The following is a 24586-nucleotide window of genomic DNA, read 5'->3' on the forward strand; positions in this document are numbered from 1 at the left end:
CGTCCTTTCGGCTGCGTCCTAGTCGACTAACAGAAGTACCGTTCCCAACGAGACTGCGGCGATTACGACACTCAGGATTATTCCGAGGACGAGGGCGCGCCCTCCGGACTTAATCACGTTGCGCAGGTTTACCCCGGCTCCCATCGCGCCCATCGCTACCGTCAGGAGCAGGGTAGCAACCGTGCCCCCTAGGGTGCTGAAAATATTATTGACAGTGGGGATGCCGGCAAACACCGAGGCTAGCACTACTGCGATCAGGAATCCCACCACGAATCCGGGAATCAGGGGTGGGCGCTTGCCGGAACTGGCTTTCTCCGTCTGTTCGTGGCGTACTTCTACTACTCGCCGCTCAATGATTCCCACGATTGCCACTACGATCGCCAGGCAGGCTACGCGCCCCAGCTTGGTGGCGGTAGCCAAATCAGAGATTGCCGGATCATAAATGTTTGCGGCCGCCACTACCTGGCCGACCTCGTGAATAGAAGACCCCAGCCAGACAGCAGTTTGGGTAGGGGACAGGTTTAGGGCGTGGGCAGCAGCCGGTAAAGCGACGAGGGAGAGCGTCCCGAATAGAGTAACGCAAGCGATAGCAGTCGCAACCGCATCATCGGCGTCCTCGCGACTGCGGGCAGAAACCACCGGGGAGATACCTGCCACGGCAGAGGCGCCACAAATTGCGGTGCCGGAAGTGGTGAGGATCCCGGTGGCGTGACTGACTCGCATAAAGTAAGTAAGCAGGTAACCTGACACCATAGTGACCGCAACCGCGCAGAGGATAGTCACGATGGTTCCGGCTCCTAGCGCGGCGATAGCTGGTAGCGACAGTCGAAAACCTAGCAGCACCACCCCGAAGCGCAGAATAGTCTTTGCCGAAAAACCGATGCCGGGTTCACAGACAGCAGGAATTAACTTCGTGTTGCGGACGGCTACCCCCAGCAGGATTGCCACCAGCATCGATGAAAGCAGGGGAAGAAACAGGTTTATTAGCCAAGCGATTCCGGCGATCACGCACGCATATGCTATTCCCGGTAAGAGCCGTTTGAAATTATTCAAAGAAATCACTTGCCATATATACCACAAGGTAAAAACGATCCGGCAGTAAGAAGACGAGATAAGTCTGTCTCGTTCCCCACAGGTTAACCGGAACTGCTTTTTAGTCGGGTATTACCGCAATTTTTACGCCGATGCGATCGTGTACTGCCTGATAAGCTTCGTGCACTTTTGAAAGCGGGAAAGTATGAGTGACAATCTCTTCCACATTGATAGCGCCAGATTCGAGGACTTGAATGGCTCGTTTTACATCTCGGCGGCGAGCATTGGAACCCCCAGTAACCTGCAGTTCTTTATAGTGAATCAGGTTAGGTTCCATCTGCGTCATCGAGCCTTTCGGGAATCCCGCGAAGTAGTTGACTCGCCCTCCGTCCCGGGCAAATACTAAGGCATCCTGAGCTAGTTCCGAGGCGCCGATACACACGATCACCACGTCGGCTCCCGCGCCATTGGTTGCGTCCCTGATTTGATCTTCAAGCTCATCGGGGCTGACTCCGATTGCGCCCAGTCGGTCTGCCACTTGGCGACGCCCCGGAGAACGGTTAGATACAAAAACCTGTCTAGCCCCACTGGCCAGTGCTAGCTGTGCGTGGATTAGTCCAATCGGGCCGGCTCCCAGAACAGCTACTACCTCCCCAAGATTAACTTTGAATTGATCGAGGCCATTTAAGCAGCAAGAGATGGGTTCGGCTAGACAAAGAGCTTTGGGGGTAAGCTCTTGGCTGGTTGTGATCAGATTGCCTCGGCGTAGCGCGCGTTCCGGTACCAGCATGTACTCTTGGAGACCCCCATCAATCGCGTAGCCAAACAGCTCTAGATTTGCGCAGAGGTGTTCGCGGTCTTGCAAACAGTTGGGGCAGGCACCGCACGAAACCACGATCGAAACTGTCGCCTGTTGCCCAATCTGGATCCCTGGCTGAATCTGTTCGACGCCCTCGCCGATTTCTACGATCCTGCCTGCAATCTCATGTCCGGGAACCGTACCGTAGGAAACCCCGGAGGTTTTCGCCCCGGTATAGAGACGATAGTCGGTGCCGCACATGGTGTTGGCTTCGATTTTCAGTAAGACCTCATTTTTGCCCGGAGTGGGTTTGTCTTTCTCGACCAGACGTAGATCTTCCGGTGCATTTAAAGTAGCTGCCCGCATGGCTTCTCCTCTCCTTAAAGACATATCGGAACCGCGCCCATAAGTAACGCGAAGGAAGTAGCGCCCGGATTTTGCGTCTCCATGCCGCGTAAATCTAGTGTCTCACGAATCTAGTAGCGGCTACTGTTATCAGTAACCGTGAATTGCTTCCTTACCCGTCACGTGAATAGTCCTTCCAGTCTTAAATAACTGGAGAGATTAATAGTCGAAGAAGGATAGTAGGCTTTCGACTCACCTTGCGAAGATGGCTGCGTCTGCGCGTCGCCTGGTGGTGATCAAAGACGTTTCCCCTGGGATCCGTCAAGTGGTCATCTTAAACGAGGTGCCACCAATGTGAACTGCCAACAAGAGCGAGGTACGCCGGCAGGTTGAATCTGCTGAAAGTTACTTTCACTGGTACCTGGGAGAAACCTGTTAACACCAGCAAGGTTAAACCTGCTGATTCCGAAAATACTCCTACGCCGAAAGCTAGCCCCAAAGAAGAAATGGTAAATACCGACGCCTCGCCCTTAGGGGTGCTGTTGCTTGCAGGAGCCAGCAGCATTCTAGGTGCGTTGGTGCTGCTACGGCGCCGGGCGTAACGCGAGTATGAGGTTTTGGCTGTAGGGCGGGTGTATGTGGTACCTCCGCGAAGCGTTTAATGCGGCTTGTGTTGTAGTTGCTGCAGCATTTCTGATTAGCTCAACGCCTGACGATAGCTTCACTCCGAGGAGTGTAACGTTTAGTTCTTAAAAACTTTGTAACTGTATTTTCTGAAAGGCTGATTTTCAGATTTCCTCAGACTAGACTCCAGACTGATTAGATAGTCTCATGGTGAAAAAAGATCGCTTGGGAATGACCCGCAGGGATCAGCAATCCCTGGATGTGGCAAAGCTCTACTATAGCGGCCTATCTCAGAGTGAAATCGCTAATATACTGCATGTTTCACGACCAAATGTTTCCAAATTGCTCACTCATGCGAAGGCGCGCGGGTTCGTGAAAATTCGAATAGATGATCCACGCGAGCAAGACAGAGAGCTCATCGATTCTTTACGGTCTGCTTTTTCACTTGACGAGGTACGTTTAGTGTCTCCACCTAGAAGACGCGACATTGATATTCGCAAGGCTCTGGGACAGGCGGGGGCAGACCTTTTTATGGGGATGGTGCGTGATGGAGACGCCGTTGGAGTTTACTGGTCTCGAACCATTCAAGCATTGACTGCGAGCTTACAGCGGCAATCTTTACAGCGGGTCGATGTAGTCCAGGTCGGTGGCAATCTAATGATGCCGTCCATGGATTTATCCACTCTAACCAGTTTCCGGGAGTTACGAGAATCTCTGCAGGCTAAGGTGCACATGATAGGGCATCCAATCGTGTTGGAATCGGCAGGTGCGAAGCTAGCGATTGAACGAGAAGAGAGTGTAAGTAGGGTTATGGAACTTGCGCGCCGAGCACGTATCGTGCTTTATTCGGTCGGCTCAGTTAGTTCCGTGGCAACTCTGCTGCATAGTCCGCTCATTAATGAGGACGAAAGAGAATTCTTGATCGAACATTCGGTGGGGGAAATATGTGCGCACTTCATCGATGAAGACGGCAGGGTCTGTCTGCCGGATCTTAACAACCGCACTTTGGGAATTTCTTTGCCGGATTTACGGCATAACGAGCAAAAGATCCTGGTAGCAGGAGGATCCGATAAGCTGCAAGCGGTCTATGCGGCATTGTTACGTGGTTATGCTAACCGGTTAGTTATAGACACGGTAACGGCACGTAAGCTACACGCCTTGACGAAAAAGAAACAAGGAAAATAGCCAAAATGGCACATATGTGCCAAAAATTTGTTCTGTAGGCTGGGGTAGCAAAGTAGCGTGAGACCAGTGACAAGTCAGCCAAGACTTGCATGAAGTCGAAGGAGACGTAGACATGACCAACAAAGCAAAACTAATTGATCATACCCTGCTTGCGCCAGATGCAACAGCTGAAGCGGTAAAAAAGCTGTGCGAAGAGGCTAAAACCGCAGGATTCTGGTCGGTGTGTGTAAGCCCCAATAGGGTTTCGCTGGCGAATCGGGAGCTTTCCGGTAGTGATATTAAGGTATGTACAGTAATCGGATTTCCTTCTGGTGCGCATTGCACAGAGGTAAAAAAATTTGAGACTGCCCATGCCGTAGCAGACGGAGCGCAAGAGGTCGACATGGTAATAGACCTGGGGGCGGTCAAAGATGGAAATTGGGACGCGGTCCAGCTGGACATTGCTGGTGTTGTCCAAGCAGCTGGTACTGGGGTTCTAGTGAAGGTCATCTTGGAAACCTGCCTGCTAACGGATGAAGAAATCGTGAATGCGTGCGAATGCGCACAAAGGGCTGGCGCAGATTTTGTAAAAACTTCTACAGGTTTTTCACAATCAGGTGCAAGTGCGCATGCGGTGGAGCTTATGCGTAAAACTGTTGGCTCGAATATGGGAGTTAAAGCATCTGGCGGGATTCGAACCGCTGCCGTCATGGACGAAATGATCGCCGCAGGAGCTAACCGTATTGGTGCCTCTGCCGGAATGAAACTGTTGGGGGGGAACGAATGAGCATAGATGTGGAAACTTTGCCAAAGCAATCATTGCCTGGGCAAAAAACACCCGAAGGACAAGTAAATAACAGCCGAGGGTTGATAAAGGATAATACGCAGCAGTTAGCCGACGGTTACCTTTCGCGAACCCCTATTTTTCAGTATCTCTTACTGTCGATTTGCTTCCCCATGTGGGGGATAGCTGCCAGCCTCAACGACATCTTGATTACACAGTTCAAGTCAATTTTTACTCTTTCTGACTTTGCTTCCGCGTTTGTGCAGTCAGCATTCTACGGTGGGTATTTCATTATTGCTATTCCTGCCTCCCGAGTAATCCGCTCCACCTCCTACAAAGTTGGAATCATGGTTGGTCTGAGTGTGTATATCATCGGCTGCTCACTGTTTTTCCCGGCTTCCCACATGGCAACGTATTCAGTATTCCTGTTTTCACTGTTTGCGATTGCAATTGGATTATCATTCCTTGAGACGTCCTGTAACACTTACTCGTCGATGATTGGACCGAAAAAATATTCCACGCTACGACTAAACATCTCCCAAACTTTCTATCCTCTCGGATCTATCGGGGGAATTTTGCTGGGCAAGTACTTGATATTTTCCGAAGGTGCCGCGCTGCATGAGCAGATGGCAAATCTTACTGCTGCAGAGTCGCAACAGTTTGCTCGGGAAATGCTACAACGCACTCTGCATCCCTACCGGGTAATCATTCTAATCTTGCTGGTAATCCTAATTCTGGTCATGATTACGCAGTTCCCAAAGTGTAAGCCTGTGGTAAATAACGCGAAAGAGACCACGAAGGCAACCATATTCCAGACCCTAAAATACTTGGCCGGAAACCGCAGATTTAAAGCTGGTATTCTGACTCAGTTCCTTTACGTTGGCATGCAGACAGCGGTTTGGTCCTTTACGATTAGGCTCGCGCTAAATCTGGATCACTCTCTCAATGAGAGAACAGCCTCTAACTTCATGATCTTTGCGTTTATTGGGTTCTTTTTAGGAAAGTTCCTAGCGAATCTTTTGATGACCAGGTTTAATCAAGACTTAGTCCTCGTCGGCTACTCTCTTTGTGGATTGGGTGCGTTAGCGTATGTAATCTTGGTTCCTAATATGACAGCAGTTTATGCTGCGGTGTTGGTTTCGTTTTTGTTCGGGCCGTGTTGGGCAACTATCTACTCGCGCACGCTAGATTCGATCGAAGATAAACGCTATACCGAAACCGGCGGAGCGATAATCGTCATGTCGATTATTGGTGGGGCGGTTATTCCTGCAGTACAGGGGCTGGTCTCTGACCTGACTGGCTCAATGCAGATTTCTTTTGCCGTTAATCTCTTTTGTTTCGGTGCCGTATTGATGTACTTCTATTCCTCTTATAAAACTTCTCCAAAGGGTGAAATCTAATGCAATATGAAATGAATTTACCAAGATCCCTGTTTACGCAGTTAGAGACGGAAATACTGCATTCAGAGCAGTGGTCGGTAACCACGAAAACTTACTCATCTGGAGTTGCTTCACTAACTATCCGTAACTCGCTCGGATATGTTGAGGTTCTACCCTTCATGGGGCAAATTATCTGGGACGCAGAGTTTTGCGGTCACAGCCTGCGCATGGAAAACATGTTTTCAGAGCCTAAACCGGCGACCTTGATTGAGGACACCTACGGCTGCTTTGCTTTCCATTCGGGGCTGCTTGCCGCTGGTTGCCCCGGCGAGGGGGATAACCATCCGTTGCATGGTGAATTTGCATGCGCTCCCATGGACTCGGCGAAATTGATTATTTCAAACAATGCCATTCGCGTAGTTTCTTGCCGCGAATACTTGAAGGGTTTTGGTGATCACTACGTAGCCAATCCCTCGGTGACTTTGCACCAGAATTCATCCATGTTCGATATTGAGCTACGGGTGCAAAACATGTCTAAGTACGCTTCTATGCCTCTGCAATATATGTGCCATATGAACTACGCGTTCGTACCAAGCGGAAAAATTACCCAAAACTTGCCTGGAGATGCGTTCAAATTGCGTGAATCTGTGCCGGCGCATGTTAAGCCAACTGAAAAATGGTTGAAGTTGAACGCAGAGATAAAAGCCGGTAATCGGGACGCGAATTCCTTGGAAGGTGCTGAAGAGTTCGATCCGGAGATTGTGTATTTCGCTGATGGAGTAGACAAACTGACCGAAGAAGCAATTTTAGAAATGACCTGCCAGGACGGAACGGTATTTGAAACCCGTTTTAGTACCGAGAGTTTCCCAGTGATAACGCGGTGGATATTGCATAACGAAGATCAAAAAGTTGCTGCGTTTGCGCTTCCCGGGACATCACGTCCAGAAGGGCGCGAAGCGGCTCGTAAAGCTGGAACGTTAATTGAACTTGCCCCTGGCGAAGCTCGCACTTTCCAAGTAACTACCGGCATTAAGGAGAACTAGAAATGGATATTGCAGTAGTTGGCTCGAATATGGTCGATTTAATCTCCTATATCAATCGAATGCCCCATGAAGGCGAGACCGTAGAGGCTCCAGATTTTCGAATGGGTTGTGGTGGTAAGGGTGCAAACCAGGCCATAGCAGCTTCTCGGATGGGCTCGGAAGTTTTGATGGTCACCAGGGTAGGCAACGATATGTTTGCAGACAACACCATAAGAAACTTTGCTGAGAACGGTATCGACACCAAATTTGTTATGCGTACGGAGGCTACCTCGGGGGTCGCCCCAATTTTTGTGGATCCCCAATCCCGTAACTCAATCATAATTGTCAAGGGAGCAAACGCATTGTTAACTCCCGGTGATGTGGAACGTGCCAAGGCACAAATTGCCGAATGTAAACTGATCGTGATGCAGCTGGAAATTCCGTTAGAAACGGTATATGCGACTATACGATTAGGCAATGAATTGGGTATTCCGATTCTATTGAACCCAGCTCCAGCCGATCCCTCACTATCGTTAGAGCAGGTAAAAAACGTAGAGTTCATCGTGCCAAATGAGAGTGAACTATCTTTACTAACTGGGATGCCGGTAGAATCCGAAGAAGATATACGTGCTGCAGGGCAAGTGCTCACTCACTCGGGAATTCCGAATGTGATTGTCACTTTGGGTTCACGGGGCGCCTTGTGGATTAGTGAAGCCGGAGAACAGTTAATTGAAGGAACCTCTGCCAGGGCAGTTGACACTACCGGGGCGGGTGACGCTTTCATTGGTTGCTTTAGCCATTGTTGGACGCAGACTGGTGACATCGCTGAGTCGATTCGCAAGGCTAATATCTATGCGGGCGATGCAGTAACTAAGCGGGGTACGCAAACGTCCTACGCAACGGCAAAAGAGTTGAATCTCGACTAGCGCGGCGTTTGGCTTCCCACCTCAGGGAGTCCGGTGTAGCAGCGCTTAGATTTTTTGGAGGGGGACAGGGGCGCCGCTTGTGCGAGCACAAGCGGCGCCCCTGACTAATGTATATGCTCAGTCATCAAAGCACCGTTGGAGGTAAACCAGCGGGAGCAATGCTAAAGCTGCAGGGGGAGACTTGATGCAGGTGGGCGGCAGCTCCTGGTGCTGCACCCCTGGTTTCGGCGTGGAAGCCGTTTTCTGTGTTGTTTCAGGCGGCGGTTTTCTGTCTTCACTTCTTCCGCACCCCAGATAGCGGAAATCCTCGCGTACGCATCGAAGGGCATGGAATCTCCAGCGGTCTTTTTCTGACCGCTCACTTTCCACCCTTTGAAAACCTTACTTTTCGGGGCGGTGAAGTGAGGGTGACGAATTTACGGGGAGGTAGTGAACGCGGGCTACCGCGAACAAATCAGAGCATAATTTCGGGTTAAGGTGGGGTGGTTTAATAGCCGAAGAACCCTAGCTGGCAGTTAATCTGAATATTAGACAAATTAATCCGCCGAACCGAGAGATTGCCGCAGCATGAATAGCGAGGACATCCTGCTGCGAAAACGCAAATCCGGTCATTTGGCCAGTTCTTGGAATACGTCGGCATATTCATCCATGAAGTCGACTGCAACGTCGGCTACTTCGGTTGCACCGTGTGCCGGTTGGATAATTACCCACGGCCGGTTATTCTTCAAAATAGTGAGGGGTTTCCCCGTCCTGTTCACTTCGGCCGTGACCCGGGAAAAATTATTTTTTGCTTCCGCTAGACCCATTGTAAATGCAGGCATCGACATTCCCCTTTTTGACTTAGCAAAATTATGGCTAATATTTAATCCAGAGTCAATAGGTATCTGCACCTCTCCGGCTTCGATATGGCTGCTAGACGCGCAGTATAAAATTAAATTAAAAAGGTTTCTCTGCTAGCGCTAGATGGTTTCGGTGGCGGTGCGTCATGGCGGGTGCGATTGCTATCGTAGGGATGGTAAGGGAGGGGGGGAACTTTCCCCGCGCCTCAGGGGCGTAGGTCAAAAAACTCTTCAATCCCCATGCTTTCAGGGCATATTTAAAGCACCAGAACCTCTGAACACCCCCCCAAAACAACAAATTTATACATACGATTCAGGTATTAACCCGGTTTTCGGGGGCTGTGCTCCGAAAACCCTTGCTGGTGCGTAGCGCCGCCGATTCCCGCTAGCTCCACAACGACGACGATGAACGGTCAAGAAACTTGTTTTTTCATTAGTGAATCGGAGGAAGTTGTGCGCAACACGAAGTGTTGCTAGCACGGTGAACCCGAACGGTGAAAAAGCCGTTCGGGCTTTTTATTAGTGAGGACGACGAAATCGTGCGTAATCTCGCCAGGGACTCCATGCACGAAAAGATGCCCCGGCCGTGTGCCGGGGCATCAGTGTTTCGAGCCCGAGGATCGAACCCGCGTCGATAGCTAAAAGTTGTTTGAAGTCCGAAAATCAGGTCCTGCAGTTAAAAGCTCCGCATTTTATTTAGGTTGAACAACTTTGATGACTGATGAATCGTCAGCGCTACCCTGACCGTTTCCATAACCGAGGAGGAATTCTTGTTCAGCTGCTGCGGCTAAAGGAACCGCCATACCAACGGATTTCGCCGCCGTAGTGACGATATTCATGTCCTTAACGAAAATATCTAAACGAGACTTAACCTCGGCGTCTTTACCCTCGTAGGCCTCGATTGCCCTCGGGCCTCGATCGCCAAGCATGAAGGATGCGGCAGCTCCCCCCATTAACGCCTTAAGAGTGGCTTCCTGGTCGAGACCAAGCTCGCCGGCTAGTGCTAGCGCTTCACCTGCTGCAGCAATGTGTACCCCGCAAAGTAGCTGATTAACTGTCTTCAGCGCTTGTCCTTGTCCAGCTTCCTTACCAACCCAAACTAGAGTAGATGCCATTTCATTTAGAACTGGCAGTGCTTTCTCATACGCAGACTCACTGGCGCCCACAACTACAAGTAAGTCACCCTCGCCGGCTCGAACGGGACCACCAGAAACCGGGGCGTCCACGATATCAATCTCGTAACTAAACAACATTTTTTCGACAGTTTTTACGGCTTCAATGCCAATAGTAGATGTCAGCAAGAGCACGGAGCCTTTCTTCATCGCTGAAGCAATTCCAGCTTCCCCGAAAAGAAGATTCTCCAACTGAGCTTGGTTTCTTACTGCTACGAGCGTGCAATCTGCCTCAGCAACGCACTCGATAGCAGATCCAACACAAGAACAGTTAAGCGATTCGGCTTTTGTAATCTGGGCAGGAGAAATATCAAAGCCGGTTACAGTAAACGTTTTAGCCAGGTTTGAAGCCATAGGCAAGCCCATAGCTCCCAATCCGATTACAGCGATTTTCATTTATCTAAGTCCTTTCAACTTTTCTAGGAGAGTTTTTCTACTACCAGGCTTAAAGATTTTTCGTCGCCAACATTTCCGGCGAAAACTATGTAGGGGATCCCTTTGCCGATGCCATCCTCGGCAAGCCACACAGAGACGATTCCAGGCAGTGCTGGGCCAAGAACAGTTGCGTGCTTCATCTCTAATCCTTTGGAAGCTACATCCGAGGAGGTGATTCCACCCTTGGCAATCACAAAGCGTGGCTTAACCTTTCGAACAATCTGGTTAACTATCTGAACCACGCAATCTGAGATTTTTCTAGAAATCTCTAACGACTCGTCAGGATTATCAGTCTTAATCAACTCCCTGCTCGTCTGAATCACCACATTTTCTTCTTGAAGCGTCTTACACGCCTCCTCACAAATCTCGGCTATCAGCTGATCTCTTTCTTCAGGATCTAGGCAGCGATGAACGTCGACTTCTAGTATCTTCGGGTTAACTGATTCCTTGAGTGCATTAAGTTGTCGTGTGGTCAGATCGACGTGAGAGCCAATAACAATCAATCCTCCCTTAGCATCAACCGTGGTAGCGTCTTTTCCAAATACTTCCTCAGCGCTCAGGGGAGTTTTTTCTTCCTGCCCCAATCTGGCGCGGACGAATGGCGGGCCTACGCGATAGACAAAATGTGCGCCCTTTGTTTCTGCTTCCGCCAAAGCTAAGGCGAGTATACGTAGGTCATTCTCAGTAACAATGTCTACGACTATCGGTTGACGGTTCTTTGCTTTAAGTAGCGCGCTAACGCTTTTGACCATGTTGCTACGAAGAGTATCCAGATCAAGTGTTATAACATCCGAGGCAGCTACTTTGCCACGGGTTTTTTCTTCGATCCAGTCGGGCAAACTCGACGACTCAAAACCAAAGGTCGCGTCTTTAGCGAACTCTGAGTTACCTACAGGCTCGAAAGTGTCATCCGAGCCTTTCACATAGTGAGTTGAGTCTATGGTGATTCTCCCTGCGTCGGGGAAAGCCGGCACGATCACGAATCCGTCAATATGACTTGCGCCAAACTTTTCGATTTCATCCGCAATTGTGTCGGGTTCTAGAGGATAGTGTCCGCGAAGCGTGGAATCGGATCGAGAAATAAATGAGACAGATACATCGTTAGGCGCTGCAGATAATGCAGAGCGGACTACTTCTGCGTTGACTTTTTTTGCCTCTGTAGCTGAAAGAGAACGCGAGTTAGTCATGACATATACGGCTGGCTTGCCGGTTGAAAAGGCCCATTGGAAGTCTTCTTTATCCCAAGAGGTAATTACCGGTAGATCCGAGATAGATTGAGTTCCTGTCGGATCATCATCTAGCACTACATAAAATGGTGCCTGTTGGTTTTTAGCTACGACCTCGTTTGGGTCAACTTTAATTTCTGGCTTCTTGCCTTTCAGTAAGTCGTCAATGACCATGAATACACTCCTTTGTGTGTACCTATAGTTAGTTGTCAGCTGTGAACTTAAACCTTCTCGAGGGAGTCACGAGTCTGTTCCATGTGAGCAAGCATCGCATTTTTGGCCAAAATAGGGTTGCCAGAAGCGATAGAGTCTCGAATCTTATGATGAAACATTCGCGCCTTAGCTTGAGTTTCTGCATCTTTGGTGGTCACAATGCGGTTATGAGTCATAGCTTTTTCTAGGGGCTGAAGAATAACCTTGATGAAAGGATTTTTGCTTGCTGAAAAGACAGCATTATGGAATTCGATGTCTTCTTTCGTTGCTTTCAGTATGTCTCCCTCAGAAATCGCCTGGTCATAAGCGTCTAGCTTTTCCGTCATGGCAGTTAGATCTTCTGGAGTGTGATTGAGGGCGGCCAGTTCGGCAGCGCCTACTTCAAGCAAACAACGAATTTCCAGTAGCTTGAGTCCGAAATCTCTAGGGTTGGTACGTCTTGACTTAAAATCCAAAAGGGTGCTCATGTCGTTCCATGTGTTCGGATCTGCTACAAATGTTCCTTTACCATGCATTACTTTCAAGACCCCCCTATCACGAAGAATCTTTACCGCTTCGCGGAGCGTAAGACGAGAGATTCCGAGTGAATCGGCAAGCTCAGATTCCTTGGGAATGGAGGATAGAGGCGGGAACACTCCATCAAGGATTTTTTCTAGAATGTCATTTACCGCTTGATCGACTAGACCTGTTGCCATCTTTCCTCCACTTACGAAACCCAAGTATCTTCCGAGCTTGCCGTTAAGCCTTATTCAACCAGTGCCATGATATTTACAGGTGCAGAGTCAACGCCTTTGATACGTAGCGGCCCCATAGTCAAGACCTTTATCTTTTTATCTCCGAGTTCCTTCAGACTCATGTCCTCGATGGCAGTGATGGTGTGACCAGTGTAGTTGCCCAATAGCCAGTGGTGGGCTTCCGGTCCAAAGTCGTAAAGCGGGGAGGCTACCGAAAGCCAGTCCATACCGATGCTATCCAACTCGGGGAAGTCCTTGTTGAGCCATTCACAAAGATCTGGGTGCAGCGCAGGGCCGCGGTTTTCGTAGAGATCTGGGTTTCCTTTCTTGTGCTCCTCGAACCCAGTTCTGATGATCAGCAGACGCTTTCCTTTGATCTGATCAGCGAAAGGCTCAACTGCAGCTTTGTTAACAATTGCACCTTCTTTGTTCATCTCTGGGAGATCGATTACGACGATTTCATCGCCCATGAAAGCGAATTTTTCAATACCCAGTTCGGAAAAGTTGGTGCCGTGGCTATTGAAGTGACGGGGGCCGTCCATATGTGTTCCGCAATGGTTTGGCAGATCGATCATGTAGGAATTGAATGGCTGCGTATCAGAGTGAACCGAATCTTCGTGGACTTTCGCGGTTGGTTCGCCCGGGAAAGCGCCATCTTCTGGATCGATAATGTGAGATAGATGGATAAACATGATTTCTTCCTTTGTCGACATTGACTGGTGGTATTTATCTAAGGTGTGATCCCGTGCAATAAGAGATCTGATCTCATGCTACAAAAAAAGATCAGATCTCTCAATAGGTATTAGTGAAAAGCCATATGATGCAGCAAAGGTAAAGGAAAAGCTGCGGTCAAAATATGTAGGTAAGAGCAGTAACAATAGTTAAATGAATGTCTGCGGGAAAATATCTGCGTCTGGAATTCGAAAACCTGGGAGTGTCGCAACGGTAGGTTAATACAGTTTTTCTAAGGAATTAAAATAAGGGCTAAGGGAGGGAGAGCTCATGCGTTTTCATTCTTTGCAATTCCAGATAAAGGGGAGCGCACAAGATGGTATCGCCAGCGATGGGCAAGAGTTGGATATTGCCGACGAATTTGCCCGTCTTTCCCGCTCTTTGGGGTTTGAGGGAGTCCCAGATAGCTATGCCGGTTTATGGGCTACCCAGTTTGTCTACAACGACTATTCTCTTCTCGAAGGTGATTTTCTAGCTAAAGGTTTATGCCTAGACCTGCTATGCGACAGTGATTCCTCCATCCCGTTTAGTGCGGTTTTCTTGTGCCTAGGAGAAACGCTCAAAAGAACAGCTAGATGCACGGTTACGGAGCTAACTGTTGTATGTGAGCCTTATTCAGTTAAGGCGAAGATTACTAAAGGAAACGGTGAAGCGAATCTTGAAAGATTTATCGCCGAAAACAGGGAAAATAATCCCCTCCCGATTGCCCAATGCGCAACAGTTAAATACGCGTGCAAAGATAAACAGGCATCGATTCTTTCATCTGGAGAACTGCCTTTGGCGATGTCCCCATACTACCTGCCCGAATTGGCTTTACCGTTTTCTGGAATCTATTCACAGTGGGGACCAAAAATGCTGCGCCATATGGAAACGATTGAGATTACTGCCAGCTAGTGCGACCTATTCGGTGCCGCCTGAATGACCAGGTCGCATAGGGGCACACATGGGTCGTTAGATAAGCTCGAGAAAGCAAGCAGATGATTACGTGGTTTACAAGATGCACCACCGCGACATGTTCTCTCGTGGTTATGCCCAAGAGGTCGCTTATCGTATGGAGAATGCGAAACTAATAGAACGCATTGAAGCAGATCTATTTAAAAATCAGACGGCAGGTTGACGGGGCAGTCACCACCCGTAACCGTATCTGCTGGCTTGCTCCTTAAACTCCCCGTAGCGTGCTCGTTCTTGATGAGATAAGTCTGGCAACTCACTCGCGGGAGGTTGGAAGTTTTTGACTGGGTCTAAAGCATCTGCATAATCGCGTGACCACTTAATGAAACTCTGAGCATTCTCCGAATCGTTAACAGCAGCGAGCGTGTCGATGAACTGGCGTAGTCGCTGGAGTCTGTCCCAATCGTCAAAACCACTAACTAACTCTTTTTCCCAAACATCGTAAGCTTTACGTCGAGAGCTCAGGATCCGCGCCTGTTCTTCTCGCTCCGCCCGCTCGATAGCCGCACGTTTTGCGGCCTCCTCGCGCTCTTGAGCCTGTGTCTCCATTTCTGTAACGTAGGAAAGTAGCCTTGGCACGTATTCCACTAATGGTTTTCGATCCGTCTCAAGATATTTTTTCGTATCATAGGAGTTTTTGATCCGAAAAAATGTTTTTCCCGTACGAATGTAGTCATACGAACGTTCCCAGAACCACGTTTTATTGGCGTTATCGGCCTTCTCTTTTGCAGTGAGTTCATGAGGGATTCGCTTTAACTGCTCACCAACAGTAACCACGAGTTCCAAGTGTTCGGTCTTGATAGTCACAAGCGGGCACCCCGTGAACGGATCCCGGTTAGTGATTGGACTTTTAGTTGGCTGCTCATGCCCCTCCAACTTGAATCCGGCAGCAATTATCGCTTTAACTAGCGCGTCTGCGGCATCGATAGCGCGTTGTTGAGCTTCGCAGTCACGGGGGAGAGCTCCGCGGTGATTCGACAGCGAACGCACTGCAGGGTGATATTTCTTCTTCGTCCGCTTGATTGTCGTTGACGTCGGCGCTTTTCCCCTAGCTGATTTTCTGGCCGCTGGAACTTTCGGAGTAGAAGACTGCCGAGGTGACTTTGGGCTCGAGGAGGTAGGGGAATTGTTTTGAAGGTACCGCTTTCCTTCATTAGTTACTGTGGCGGTATATATACCTGCTTTTCTGCTGATCGTGACCAATTTTCGGTTTGCGAGCGCCCTGGCGGATAGCTTCCAGGCTTCATTCGGTGGTTGGCCTATGCCTGTTGAGAGCCATTGAAGGACTAGATACTGGGTTTGGTTGATAGGAACCATCGGCGTCTCCTTCGCGAAATATCACGAGATGAGTTCATTTACTAATAGTCTACGAACCAACAAAGAGTAAGAATATTCACCGGGATATCGTGAACAGGAAAAGACTTTTCCTCTACAGTTGCTGTACTTATCTAGTGGTTTTTCATGGGTGAATCTCAAAAATTTTGGCATTTTTTAGCTGAGAGGATCGCAACTATGAGTGCTGTCTTCCAGTCGGATGTTAGTCAACTAAAAGGAGTACTGATCCCAACGAGACTGCCGCGATTAGGACACTAAGGATTACTCCCAGGACGAGGGCGCGCCCTCCGGACTTAATCACGTTGCGTAGATTTACCCCGGCTCCCATCGCGCCCATCGCTACCGTCAAGAGCAAAGTAGCTACCGTGCCTCCTAGGGTGCTGAAAATGCTATTGACAGTGGAAATTCCGGCAAAGACGGAGGCCAGCGCTACTGCGATCAGGAATCCCACAACGAATCCCGGGATCAAGGGCGGGCGCTTGCCGGAGCTGGCTTTTTCAGCTTTTTCATGGCGTACTTGCACTACTCTCCGCTCGATAATGCCTACAATCGCCACTACGATCGCTAGGCAGGCTACGCGCCCCAGCTTGGTGGCCGTGGCCAAATCCGAGATTGCCGGGTCATAAATATTAGCGGCCGCCACTACCTGGCCGACCTCGTGAATAGAAGCTCCCAGCCAGACAGCTGCTTGAGTGGGGGATAGGTGTAGCCCGTGGGCGGCAGCTGGCAAAGCGACGAGGGAGAGCGTCCCGAATAGGGTAACGCAAGCGATAGCGGTCGCGACCGCATCATCGGCATCCTCGCGGTTGCGGGCAGACACCACCGGGGAAATCCCGGCGACGGCAGAAGCTCCACAAATAGCCGTACCCGAGGTAGTTAAGATCCCGGTGGCGTGACTGACTCGCATAAAGTAGGTCAGCAGATAACCTGCCACCATAGTGGCCGCCACCGCGCAGATGATAGTCACGATGGTGCCGGTACCGAGCGCGGCAATAGCCGGTAGCGAAAGCCGGAAACCGAGCAGCACCACCCCGGAGCGCAGAATAGTCTTCGCGGAAAAAGCGATACCGGGTTCGCAGACAGCCGGAATTAGCTTCGTGTTGCGGACTGCTACCCCCAGTAGGATCGCCACCAGCATTGATGACAACAAGGGTACAAACAGGTTAATCAGCCAGGCGATACCAGCGACTAGGCACGCGTAGGCTACTCCGGGCAACAAGCGTTTGAAACTATTCAAAAAATTCACTTGCCATATATACCACAAGGCCCAGACGATTCAGCAACGAAAGCGCTAAAGCAACCTGCCTAGTCTCGGAAGCGTGAGCTAAAACTACTTCGAATTTAGTCGGGTATTACCGCAATTTTTACGCCAACCCGATCGTGTACCGCCTGATACGCTTCGTGCACTTTTGAAAGCGGGAAGGTGTGGGTGACGATTTCCTCCACATTAATAGCCCCCGATTCCAGCACTTGAATCGCCCGTTCTACGTCCCGACGGCGAGCATTGGAACCTCCGGTAACCTGCAATTCTTTATAGTGAATCAGGTTAGGCTCCATCTGCGTCATCGAGCCTTTCGGGAATCCCGCGAAGTAGTTGACTCGTCCTCCATCCCGGGCGAGCACTAGGGCATCCTGGGCTAGCTGGGAGGCGCCGATACACACGATCACCACGTCGGCTCCCGCACCGTTGGTTACTTCCTTGACCCGATCTTCAAGTTCATCGGGGCTGACCCCAATCGCGCCTAGCCGGTCTGCCACTTGGCGGCGCTGCGGGGAACGGTTAGATACGAAAACGTGTCTAGCCCCGCTGGCCAGTGCCAGCTGTGCGTGGATTAGTCCGATTGGGCCGGCTCCTAGAACAGCCACTACCTCTCCCAGGTTCACTTTGAATTGATCGAGGCCGTTTAAGCAGCAAGAGATAGGCTCGGCCAGGCAAAGAGCCTTAGGATCTAGTTCTTTACTGGTAGTGATCAGGTTACCTCTGCGCAGGGCCCGTTCTGGTACCAGCATGTATTCTTGGAGACCACCATCGATGGCGTAGCCAAACAGCTCTAGGTTTGAGCAGAGGTGCTCGCGGTCTTGCAGACAGTTGGAACAGTGACCGCACGATACCACGATTGAAACCGTCGCCTGTTGCCCAGTGCGCAAGTCGGGTTGAATCTGCTCGACGCCCTCGCCGATTTCTACAATCCTGCCTGCAATCTCATGTCCGGGAACCGTGCCATAGGCAATCCCGGAGGTTTTCGCCCCGGTATAGAGACGATAGTCGGTGCCGCACATCGTGTTGGCTTCGATTTTCAGTAAGACCTCATTTTTACCTGGCGTGGGTTTGTCTTTCTCGACCAGCCGTAGGTCTTCAGGTGCATTTAAAGTAGCTGCCCGCATGATTTCTCCTTTCCTTAAAGAAATTCCGGAACCGTGCCCATTAGTAACGCGAAGGAAGTAGCGCCTGGATCAGGGGTTCCCAGGGATGCTTCTCCGTGGTTGTGTGCCCGACCCTTTCTAGCAACAAAATCTGCTGTCTTGGCTGCACCGCCGGCTGCCATTTCTGCGGCTTTCTTCCAAGCGAGTGCTAACTGTGATTTTGCAGTTTCCATGCTTTCGGCAAAGGGCGTAGCTGCGTCAACGATTGTCTTATCGCCAACTTTTGCCTCACCCATAGTTTGGAAGGTGCGGGCAGCAATAACAGCGGCGCGGGCAATGTCTTCTTCGCGCGCAACTTCAGTGTCAGATAGTTCGCTGGCCGCCTTAGCGATCGCTCCACCCCAGAGCGCACCTGCGGTACCGCCTGCACCTTCTGACCAGGCAGCAGCTGCGCGCGCGAGAGTAGTGCGCAAACCGGCTCCGGCTTTCACGCATTCGGCAGCGGCTTTAGCTGCCGCCGTTGTCCCCAATACCATCCCTTGGCCGTGGTCACCATCACCAGCTACCGCATCCATTTTTCCTAGCTCTTTTTCAGCCTCTCGAGCTTTCTTTTCAAACGCAGCGAAGATTTGCGAAGCTACCTTCGCTTGAGTGGCTGATTCCTTGCTACCTGCGGTAATGGTGTTCTCTTCATCCGCTTCCACCATGCGCTTTTCACCTGATGCCTGCACATTTCCCACTTTAAAAGCTGGAGTATCTGCAGGGGCTAACCAGAGCTGTTCCAGCTTTTCATCTAGGAAGCACAGAGTTAGCGACAGGCCTGCCATGTCTAAGGAGGTGACTTGCTCGTCGACCACTGGGGCAACGATTTCAAGATCGCGGCCCTCCAATAGTTTCTTTACTGCTCTATAGAAGACGAACATTTCTTCGTATTTGGTTGCACCCAAGCCGTTTACCAGCACGCCTACTCGTCCTTCGTAACCCTCACTGCGTTCCGGTTCTTCTTCCAGCAGCTTGCTAACAAGCATTTCAGCTATCTCATCACAGCTCATCATCTCGTGGCTAGAGATGCCCTGTTCCCCATGAATACCTAGCCCAAGTCCGAAGGTTCCCGGTTCTACCTCAAAAAGAGGTTCTTTAGCGCCCGGGAAGGTGCAGCCGGTGAAAGCCACCCCGAGGGTGCGAGTGCGGTCGTTGGCATGCCGAGCCACTTCTTCGACTTGATCAAGATTCATCCCCGCTGCGGCGGCTGCTCCCGCGATTTTAACTATAAACAGGTCTCCCGCTATACCGCGGCGTTCGAGGTGGTTCTCAGGTTTTCTGGAGGCAATGTCATCAGTAATCGCAAATATGCGTACGTCATCGCCCTCGGCGCTAAGTTGCTGAGCGGCATTACCGAAATGGAGGACGTCGCCAGCGTAGTTACCGAAAAGGATCAGGGTGCCACCACCATTGGAGGCTGCTTTACAAACTGACTTTGCCTGTGAAGCCGAGGGTGAAGAAAAAATATTACCGCACACAGAACCGTGAGCCATTCCCGGCCCTACCCAGCCGGCGAAGGCAGGGTAATGACCGGAACCCCCTCCAACAACAATGCTGACTTCTTTATCTGGACTGGTTGTTGCGCGTACCACCCCACCATGCACGGGTTGAACATAACTCTCGTAAGCTGCGGCGAACCCTTCGATGGCCTCTTTTGCAAATTCTTCTTCGTTATTAACAAGATATGTCATTTGTAAACTCCTTGAGTTTCAACGCCTTTGATGAAACAGGTTGGGGGACGACTCCAGTGCATCCAGAATCTAATTACAGATTTTATCATCAGTACACCAGCCAGGATATTTCTGTACGTTCCTACTTGGATCCCTTACCCGGTGCTATTTAAGTTTCTGATGTTGGCTTATTGTCTTGCTTTGGTATTTTCTATGGCCCCCAAAGAGTCGGTAAATTTACTGCTGTTGAATGCGGGATCTATCAGTATCCGAGGGGTGTGCTGCTGGCGTCCTGTGCCGCGCCTGAGAGCGACACAGCTATAACCCTTAGAAGGTAGCGGTGTCGATTACGTAGCGGTAGCGCACCTTAGTGGCAACCACGTTGTCCCAGGCCTCATTGATTTGCTCACCGGAAATGATCTCTATCTGCGGAGCGATATTTTTTTCGGCGCAAAAGTCCAATACTTCCTGAGTGAGGGCGATGCCACCGATATTAGAGCCGGCCAGCATCTTTTGGCTGCCCACCAACTTACCCATGGCGAAGGACTGACGGTTCTCGGGTAGCCCCACAATCCCTACGATCCCTTCGGGTTTTACGCAATCTAGCAACTGATCGATTTCCACTCCGTCAGACAGGGTGGATACCACCAGATCAAACTGGGAGTACAGGCCTTCCCAAGACCCGTTCTCGGAAGTGGGGTGCAGCGCAACTGCCCCAAATCGCTTGGCGTCCTCTTCTTTGGCGCGAGTGCGGGAAATGACGTGGGTTTCGGCTCCCAGGGCGGCGGCAATCTGTACCCCCATATGACCGAGCCCGCCCATGCCCACGATGGCTACTTTCTTGCCCGGGTCTGCCCCGAGCCGTTTGAGCGGGGAATATAAGGTCACCCCGGCACACATGATGGGGGCGGCTTTTTCCAGAGGAATCGCGTCCGGAATCCGGCATACGTAGTCTTGTTCCACGGTGATCCCGGTGGAATAACCGCCGGCTGTGGGAACGCCGTCGCGCCCCATGCAGTTATAAGTCCAGATAGTCCCGCCCTCGCCATTACAGAATTGTTCGGTTCCTGCCTGGCACGCCTCGCATTTGCCGCAGGAGTCCACGAAACAGCCGACCCCTACCCGGTCACCGAGGGCAAACTTGGTTACTTTCGAGCCAATTTTGGTGACGATTCCGGCGATTTCATGACCGGGGGTGAGGGGATAGATTACCTCTCCCCATTCCGCGCGTCCGGTGTGAATATCAGAGTGACAGATCCCGGCGTATTTGATCTCGAAGTAGATTTCGGTGGGTTCTGGTTCGCGCCGCTCTAAGGTCACGGGGTGGAAGGGCGAGGTGGCCGAATCTATCGCATAGGCTTTTACCTGGGTCATCGCTGCTCCTTGTAGGAGGGAAGGTTATTGCCCTCCACCATAACCCGCCGCCTGACCTAGCGCAGGGGTGGCAAGTAGGAACGGGGAAATCATTTTGTCTGTCAATACCGTGCTGATAATGGTACGTAATTGACGCTAGGAAAAAGACCGTGGGGGGGCGTCCTTGCCGCTGAATAAAGGCTGGTTGAGTCGCTTCTTTACGCACAAACCTGAGTTACGGAGAAGCAATGATAAAAGTTAGCACTTCGAAGGCGGCCAGCTGGTCGCTTAGGTTCCAGAAAACATTTGGTGCGATTTTAGCGGCTGTGGCGTTGGTAATTGTATTTTTGCCCGCGTTGACGCCCAGCACCGCTCACGCGGATGCCCCGATTTATTCCCCTGGCAACGCCCTGGGAGAAAAAAAGAGTGTCAGCGGTAGGGTCTACCTCGATCGCAGCGGTAGCCGCTCATTCATGGAGTCAGATGATAAACAGGGCGCTTCCGATGGCGACATAGGTCTTGGCGGAGCTAAGGTCTATGCGCAATGGACTGATTACAACAATCGAAGGCAGAAGGGCGCATTGTCGCCGGTTTACTACAGCCAGGCTCGTCCTGACGGTACCTACGTTATTCAGTTGCCAGATTGGACAGATGCATTTGGGACGGTTCACAAGTGGGAGGCTACGTCGGGTCAAACGCTGCGGATTTGGGCAGGTAATCCCGATCCCAGCAAGTACACCCTTGCCTTTGTCGAAGGCGATTCCACCTTTGGCGGTCCGAAGGATCGCTATCGGGGTACTTGGAATGGAGCGGTTGGGGCTAATCTAGTTGAAAACTACAATATCGCTTTCCAAGAACGTCCCCAGCTTGCGCAGATGTTTCCGCCTGAAAACACCTGGAAGCAGAGTAGCCGCAAAGGGGGAGGCGGCGACGTTGTCGGTAAAGTCTGGTATGAAGAGCGGGAACCTTTAGGAAATTCTGAAGCCGTTCCAACGTTTAGGCCTTCCTTCGGTGAAGTGATGGTTCCTGGGGTTAAGGTAGTTGGCGCTTATGTTCAGGATGAAGTTGCCCGCCGTTTCGACGCGTGGAAAAAAGACCATAAGAACTATAAGCGTGAGGAGTTCCGGCAAGCGCAACGCGAGATTATGAAAGCCTATGAGACTGAAACTGGAAAATCCGCGATTGCTGAAACCGTATATGACACCACAGATGCAAATGGTAAATATCATCTGCAGTTCCAGGGGCTGTGGGGAAATAGCTACAGTGCCAAAGGAATTATGAATGCCGGTACCTGGGGAGAGTTGGTTCCCGAGGGTGCAAATGCTTCTTGGGCTAAGGCGAACCTGCTCAGTCGCCACGTAAACACAGAATATATGTATGTGGCTCCGGTACTCCCGGATGGTGTTGGGGGTGCTCTCAACAACTTCCGCGACAATATGTACCAAAACGGTTTGAACTGGACTCCAAATGCGACTACTGGTTCGGTTTCAAACGTTGAAAACGTGAACCTTGCTCTCCGGATTGAGGAACGAGACTTCCATATTGAAACCTACGACCAGACCACAAATCCGGCAAAACCGGGCGATACCGCTCCTACCAAGGCTACCGGGTTCGTTCCGAATAATACTTATGACATTGTTTGGACTGATGGTGATGGTAAAGAGGTAAAGACTTGTACAGCACAGGCATCAAACCTCGGGGTTGTGGAATCTTGTTCGTTAACGGTTCCGGCTAATCTTGACAAAGATCAGATTTATACGGCGTCTATCTACCCGGAGAAAACCCGTGACCGGGCGATCGCGAAAGACAGTTTCGCTGCTAAAGTTACGCCTGAATATAAAGCAACGACCATCGATTTGGATAAGACAGCCACGGTAGCGGCACCGATTAACAAGGAGAATGGCACTACGCCTCCTGCAGATACGACTTATGCGGCTGCTGCTGCCAGTGACGTTCCTGCCTCCCTGCTTAACGGAGTGGATCAGACTAAGGTTACAGTGGCTGCTCAGCCCTGGGCGAAGGTTAACTCTGATGGCACCATTGCTCTGAATCCGACGACTGGCAGCGTGACCCCAGGTAGCTACCTGATTCCGGTCAAGTTGACATATGGAAAAGGGAAAGACGCCTTTGAGAGGGTGATTCTGGCTCCGGTTACCGTCAAAGAGCCGGATGCTGATAATGATGGGGTTGCTGATTCTAAGGATAAGTGTGCTGGTACTCCTAAGGACGCGAAGGTAGACAAGAATGGCTGCTCGGTTGCGCCTACGGTAGGTAAGGTTCCTGATATTACTGGTCAGGTTGGTAAGGAAATTACTCCGGTGAATGTTCCGGTGGATAATCCTGGTAAGGCTAAACTGACTGCTTGTAGTGCTGAGGGTTTGCCGGCTGGTTTGGCTATTGCTTTGAATGAGCAAAAAGATGGTTGCGTGATTACTGGTACTCCTAGTGAGGAAGCCAAGGATCAAAAGGTAACTGTTAAGGTCAGCTATGAGCCCGTCGATAAGACTGACCAGCATAAGGGCGGAGATGTTACTGGCTCTGCTAAAGCAACTATTGGCGCTGAAGCTGATGGCGATAATGATGGGGTTGCTGATTCTAAGGATAAGTGTCCGAAGATTGCTGGTCCGTCCTCTAATAAGGGATGTCCGGCTTGGGGTGACGGTAGTGGCGCTCCGGGTACGGATGTGACGCTGACCAAGGATAAGGATAATGGCCCGTTGCCTGAGGGCACGGTTTGTACCACTGATCCTGCGGGTGCTACTTGCAAGGTTGGGACGGACGGTAATATTACGGTCACTGTTCCTGGCGATGCTAAGCCGGATACGGTTATTAAGGTGACGGTTAAGGATAAAGATGGTAATAAACTGGATGATTCCAAGGTGACTGTTACCAAGCCTGGTGTGAAGGATTACAACCCTGGCTATGGTAATGCGGTTATTGTCAAGCCTGATGAGTCTAAGACTGCCTCGCCGGTTTATGCCGGTGCGGTGCCTCCTTTGGGCACCATCTATAAGATTGAGGATGGTTGGACTGTTCCTGAGGGCTGGACGGTAAGTATTGATGAGGCTTCTGGGGCGGTAACCGCTAAGGCACCCGCGAAGCCCAATGGCCAGACCGCTGAGGAAGTTAAAGTTCCGGTGGTGGTTACTTACCCGGATGGGGCTGTTACCGATGAGACCAATGCTGTCTTCCAGCTTGATACTGATGGTGATGGTATCCCGGACGTGACTGATGATGACGATGATAATGATGGCATCCCAGACGCGGACGAAAACACCAATGGTACTGACCCGAAGAATCCTGACACCGATGGTGACGGGGTAAATGATGGTCAAGAAAAGAAGGATGGTACTGACCCGAAGAAGGCTGATACCGATGGTGATGGGGTTTCTGATGGTCGAGAGAAGAAGGATCTTGGTACCGACCCGAATAAGGCTGACACTGA

Annotated in this window: 20 protein-coding genes; 8 read left to right on the plus strand and 12 right to left on the minus strand. The window is 50.7% G+C overall.

From position 1 onward, the window contains the following. Positions 1-18 precede the first annotated feature (18 nt). Positions 19-1053 (minus strand): YeiH family protein, encoded by a 1035-nt coding sequence (locus F605_RS0107920; RefSeq protein ID WP_040765519.1) that lies wholly within the window; start codon positions 1051-1053, stop codon positions 19-21. Positions 1054-1153: 100 nt separating this feature from the next. Next, entirely contained in the window at positions 1154-2197 is a 1044-nt protein-coding gene (locus F605_RS0107925) for an alcohol dehydrogenase catalytic domain-containing protein (protein ID WP_022865348.1), read from the minus strand. A 368-nt stretch (positions 2198-2565) separates the two neighbouring features. Between F605_RS0107925 and F605_RS0107930 the strand changes: the two genes are divergently transcribed. The 6 genes from F605_RS0107930 to rbsK all read left to right on the plus strand — a co-directional run bounded on the left by F605_RS0107930 (position 2566) and on the right by rbsK (position 8075). Then, a complete protein-coding gene (locus F605_RS0107930; RefSeq protein WP_022865349.1) occupies positions 2566-2778 on the plus strand; it encodes a hypothetical protein in 213 nt (70 codons plus the stop codon). A 229-nt stretch (positions 2779-3007) separates the two neighbouring features. Further along, positions 3008-3985 carry a sugar-binding transcriptional regulator gene (locus F605_RS0107935; RefSeq protein WP_022865350.1) on the plus strand — a complete coding sequence of 326 codons (978 nt, stop codon included), beginning with the start codon at positions 3008-3010 and terminating at the stop codon, positions 3983-3985. Between the two features lie 112 nt (positions 3986-4097). Further along, on the plus strand, positions 4098-4751 hold the full coding sequence (deoC, locus tag F605_RS0107940; RefSeq protein ID WP_022865351.1) for a deoxyribose-phosphate aldolase: 654 nt from the start codon (positions 4098-4100) through the stop codon (positions 4749-4751). After that, entirely contained in the window at positions 4748-6148 is a 1401-nt protein-coding gene (gene fucP / locus F605_RS0107945; protein WP_022865352.1) for an L-fucose:H+ symporter permease, read from the plus strand. Before deoC ends, fucP begins: the two co-directional genes overlap by 4 nt. Positions 6149-6159: 11 nt before the next feature. After that, on the plus strand, positions 6160-7170 hold the full coding sequence (locus tag F605_RS0107950) for an aldose 1-epimerase family protein (protein WP_231725823.1): 1011 nt from the start codon (positions 6160-6162) through the stop codon (positions 7168-7170). Positions 7171-7172: 2 nt separating this feature from the next. Beyond that, positions 7173-8075, plus strand: a complete 903-nt coding sequence (gene rbsK, locus F605_RS0107955) for a ribokinase (RefSeq protein WP_022865354.1) — start codon at positions 7173-7175, stop codon at positions 8073-8075. Between the two features lie 608 nt (positions 8076-8683). Here rbsK and F605_RS0107960 read toward each other — a convergent pair. The 5 genes from F605_RS0107960 to F605_RS0107980 form a co-directional block, all read right to left on the minus strand. Beyond that, positions 8684-8896 (minus strand): type II toxin-antitoxin system prevent-host-death family antitoxin, encoded by a 213-nt coding sequence (locus tag F605_RS0107960; protein ID WP_022865355.1) that lies wholly within the window; start codon positions 8894-8896, stop codon positions 8684-8686. A gap of 710 nt (positions 8897-9606) precedes the next feature. Next, positions 9607-10482, minus strand: coding sequence for an NAD(P)-dependent oxidoreductase (locus tag F605_RS0107965; RefSeq protein WP_022865356.1), 876 nt, complete (start codon positions 10480-10482; stop codon positions 9607-9609). Between the two features lie 23 nt (positions 10483-10505). Continuing rightward, positions 10506-11921 carry a four-carbon acid sugar kinase family protein gene (locus F605_RS0107970; protein ID WP_022865357.1) on the minus strand — a complete coding sequence of 472 codons (1416 nt, stop codon included), beginning with the start codon at positions 11919-11921 and terminating at the stop codon, positions 10506-10508. A gap of 47 nt (positions 11922-11968) precedes the next feature. Next, positions 11969-12655 carry a FadR/GntR family transcriptional regulator gene (locus tag F605_RS0107975; RefSeq protein ID WP_022865358.1) on the minus strand — a complete coding sequence of 229 codons (687 nt, stop codon included), beginning with the start codon at positions 12653-12655 and terminating at the stop codon, positions 11969-11971. A gap of 50 nt (positions 12656-12705) precedes the next feature. Continuing rightward, on the minus strand, positions 12706-13386 hold the full coding sequence (locus tag F605_RS0107980; protein ID WP_027723713.1) for a cyclase family protein: 681 nt from the start codon (positions 13384-13386) through the stop codon (positions 12706-12708). A gap of 310 nt (positions 13387-13696) precedes the next feature. Here F605_RS0107980 and F605_RS0107985 point away from each other — a divergent pair, with 310 nt between their 5' ends. Next, positions 13697-14320 carry a hypothetical protein gene (locus F605_RS0107985; protein ID WP_022865360.1) on the plus strand — a complete coding sequence of 208 codons (624 nt, stop codon included), beginning with the start codon at positions 13697-13699 and terminating at the stop codon, positions 14318-14320. 231 nt (positions 14321-14551) lie between these two features. Here the strand turns inward: F605_RS0107985 and F605_RS0107995 are convergent, their stop codons facing one another. The 5 genes from F605_RS0107995 to F605_RS0108015 all read right to left on the minus strand — a co-directional run bounded on the left by F605_RS0107995 (position 14552) and on the right by F605_RS0108015 (position 21162). Further along, positions 14552-15694, minus strand: a complete 1143-nt coding sequence (locus tag F605_RS0107995; RefSeq protein ID WP_022865362.1) for a hypothetical protein — start codon at positions 15692-15694, stop codon at positions 14552-14554. Positions 15695-15914: 220 nt separating this feature from the next. Next, complete coding sequence (locus tag F605_RS0108000; RefSeq protein WP_040765520.1) at positions 15915-16949, minus strand: YeiH family protein; 1035 nt, start codon at positions 16947-16949, stop codon at positions 15915-15917. Positions 16950-17053: 104 nt separating this feature from the next. Then, the gene (locus F605_RS0108005) at positions 17054-18097 is read right to left on the minus strand and encodes an alcohol dehydrogenase catalytic domain-containing protein (RefSeq protein WP_022865364.1); all 1044 of its coding nucleotides are present in this window, start codon (positions 18095-18097) and stop codon (positions 17054-17056) included. A 14-nt stretch (positions 18098-18111) separates the two neighbouring features. Next, positions 18112-19809, minus strand: a complete 1698-nt coding sequence (locus F605_RS0108010) for a dihydroxyacetone kinase family protein (protein WP_022865365.1) — start codon at positions 19807-19809, stop codon at positions 18112-18114. A 306-nt stretch (positions 19810-20115) separates the two neighbouring features. Continuing rightward, positions 20116-21162, minus strand: a complete 1047-nt coding sequence (locus F605_RS0108015) for an NAD(P)-dependent alcohol dehydrogenase (protein WP_022865366.1) — start codon at positions 21160-21162, stop codon at positions 20116-20118. A 305-nt stretch (positions 21163-21467) separates the two neighbouring features. Here F605_RS0108015 and F605_RS0108020 point away from each other — a divergent pair. After that, the coding region (locus F605_RS0108020) for a Rib/alpha-like domain-containing protein (RefSeq protein WP_162138281.1) at positions 21468-24586 on the plus strand (3119 nt) is incomplete at its 3' end.

The sequence above is a fragment of the Varibaculum cambriense DSM 15806 genome, from assembly GCF_000420065.1.
Lineage (GTDB): Bacteria > Actinomycetota > Actinomycetes > Actinomycetales > Actinomycetaceae > Varibaculum > Varibaculum cambriense.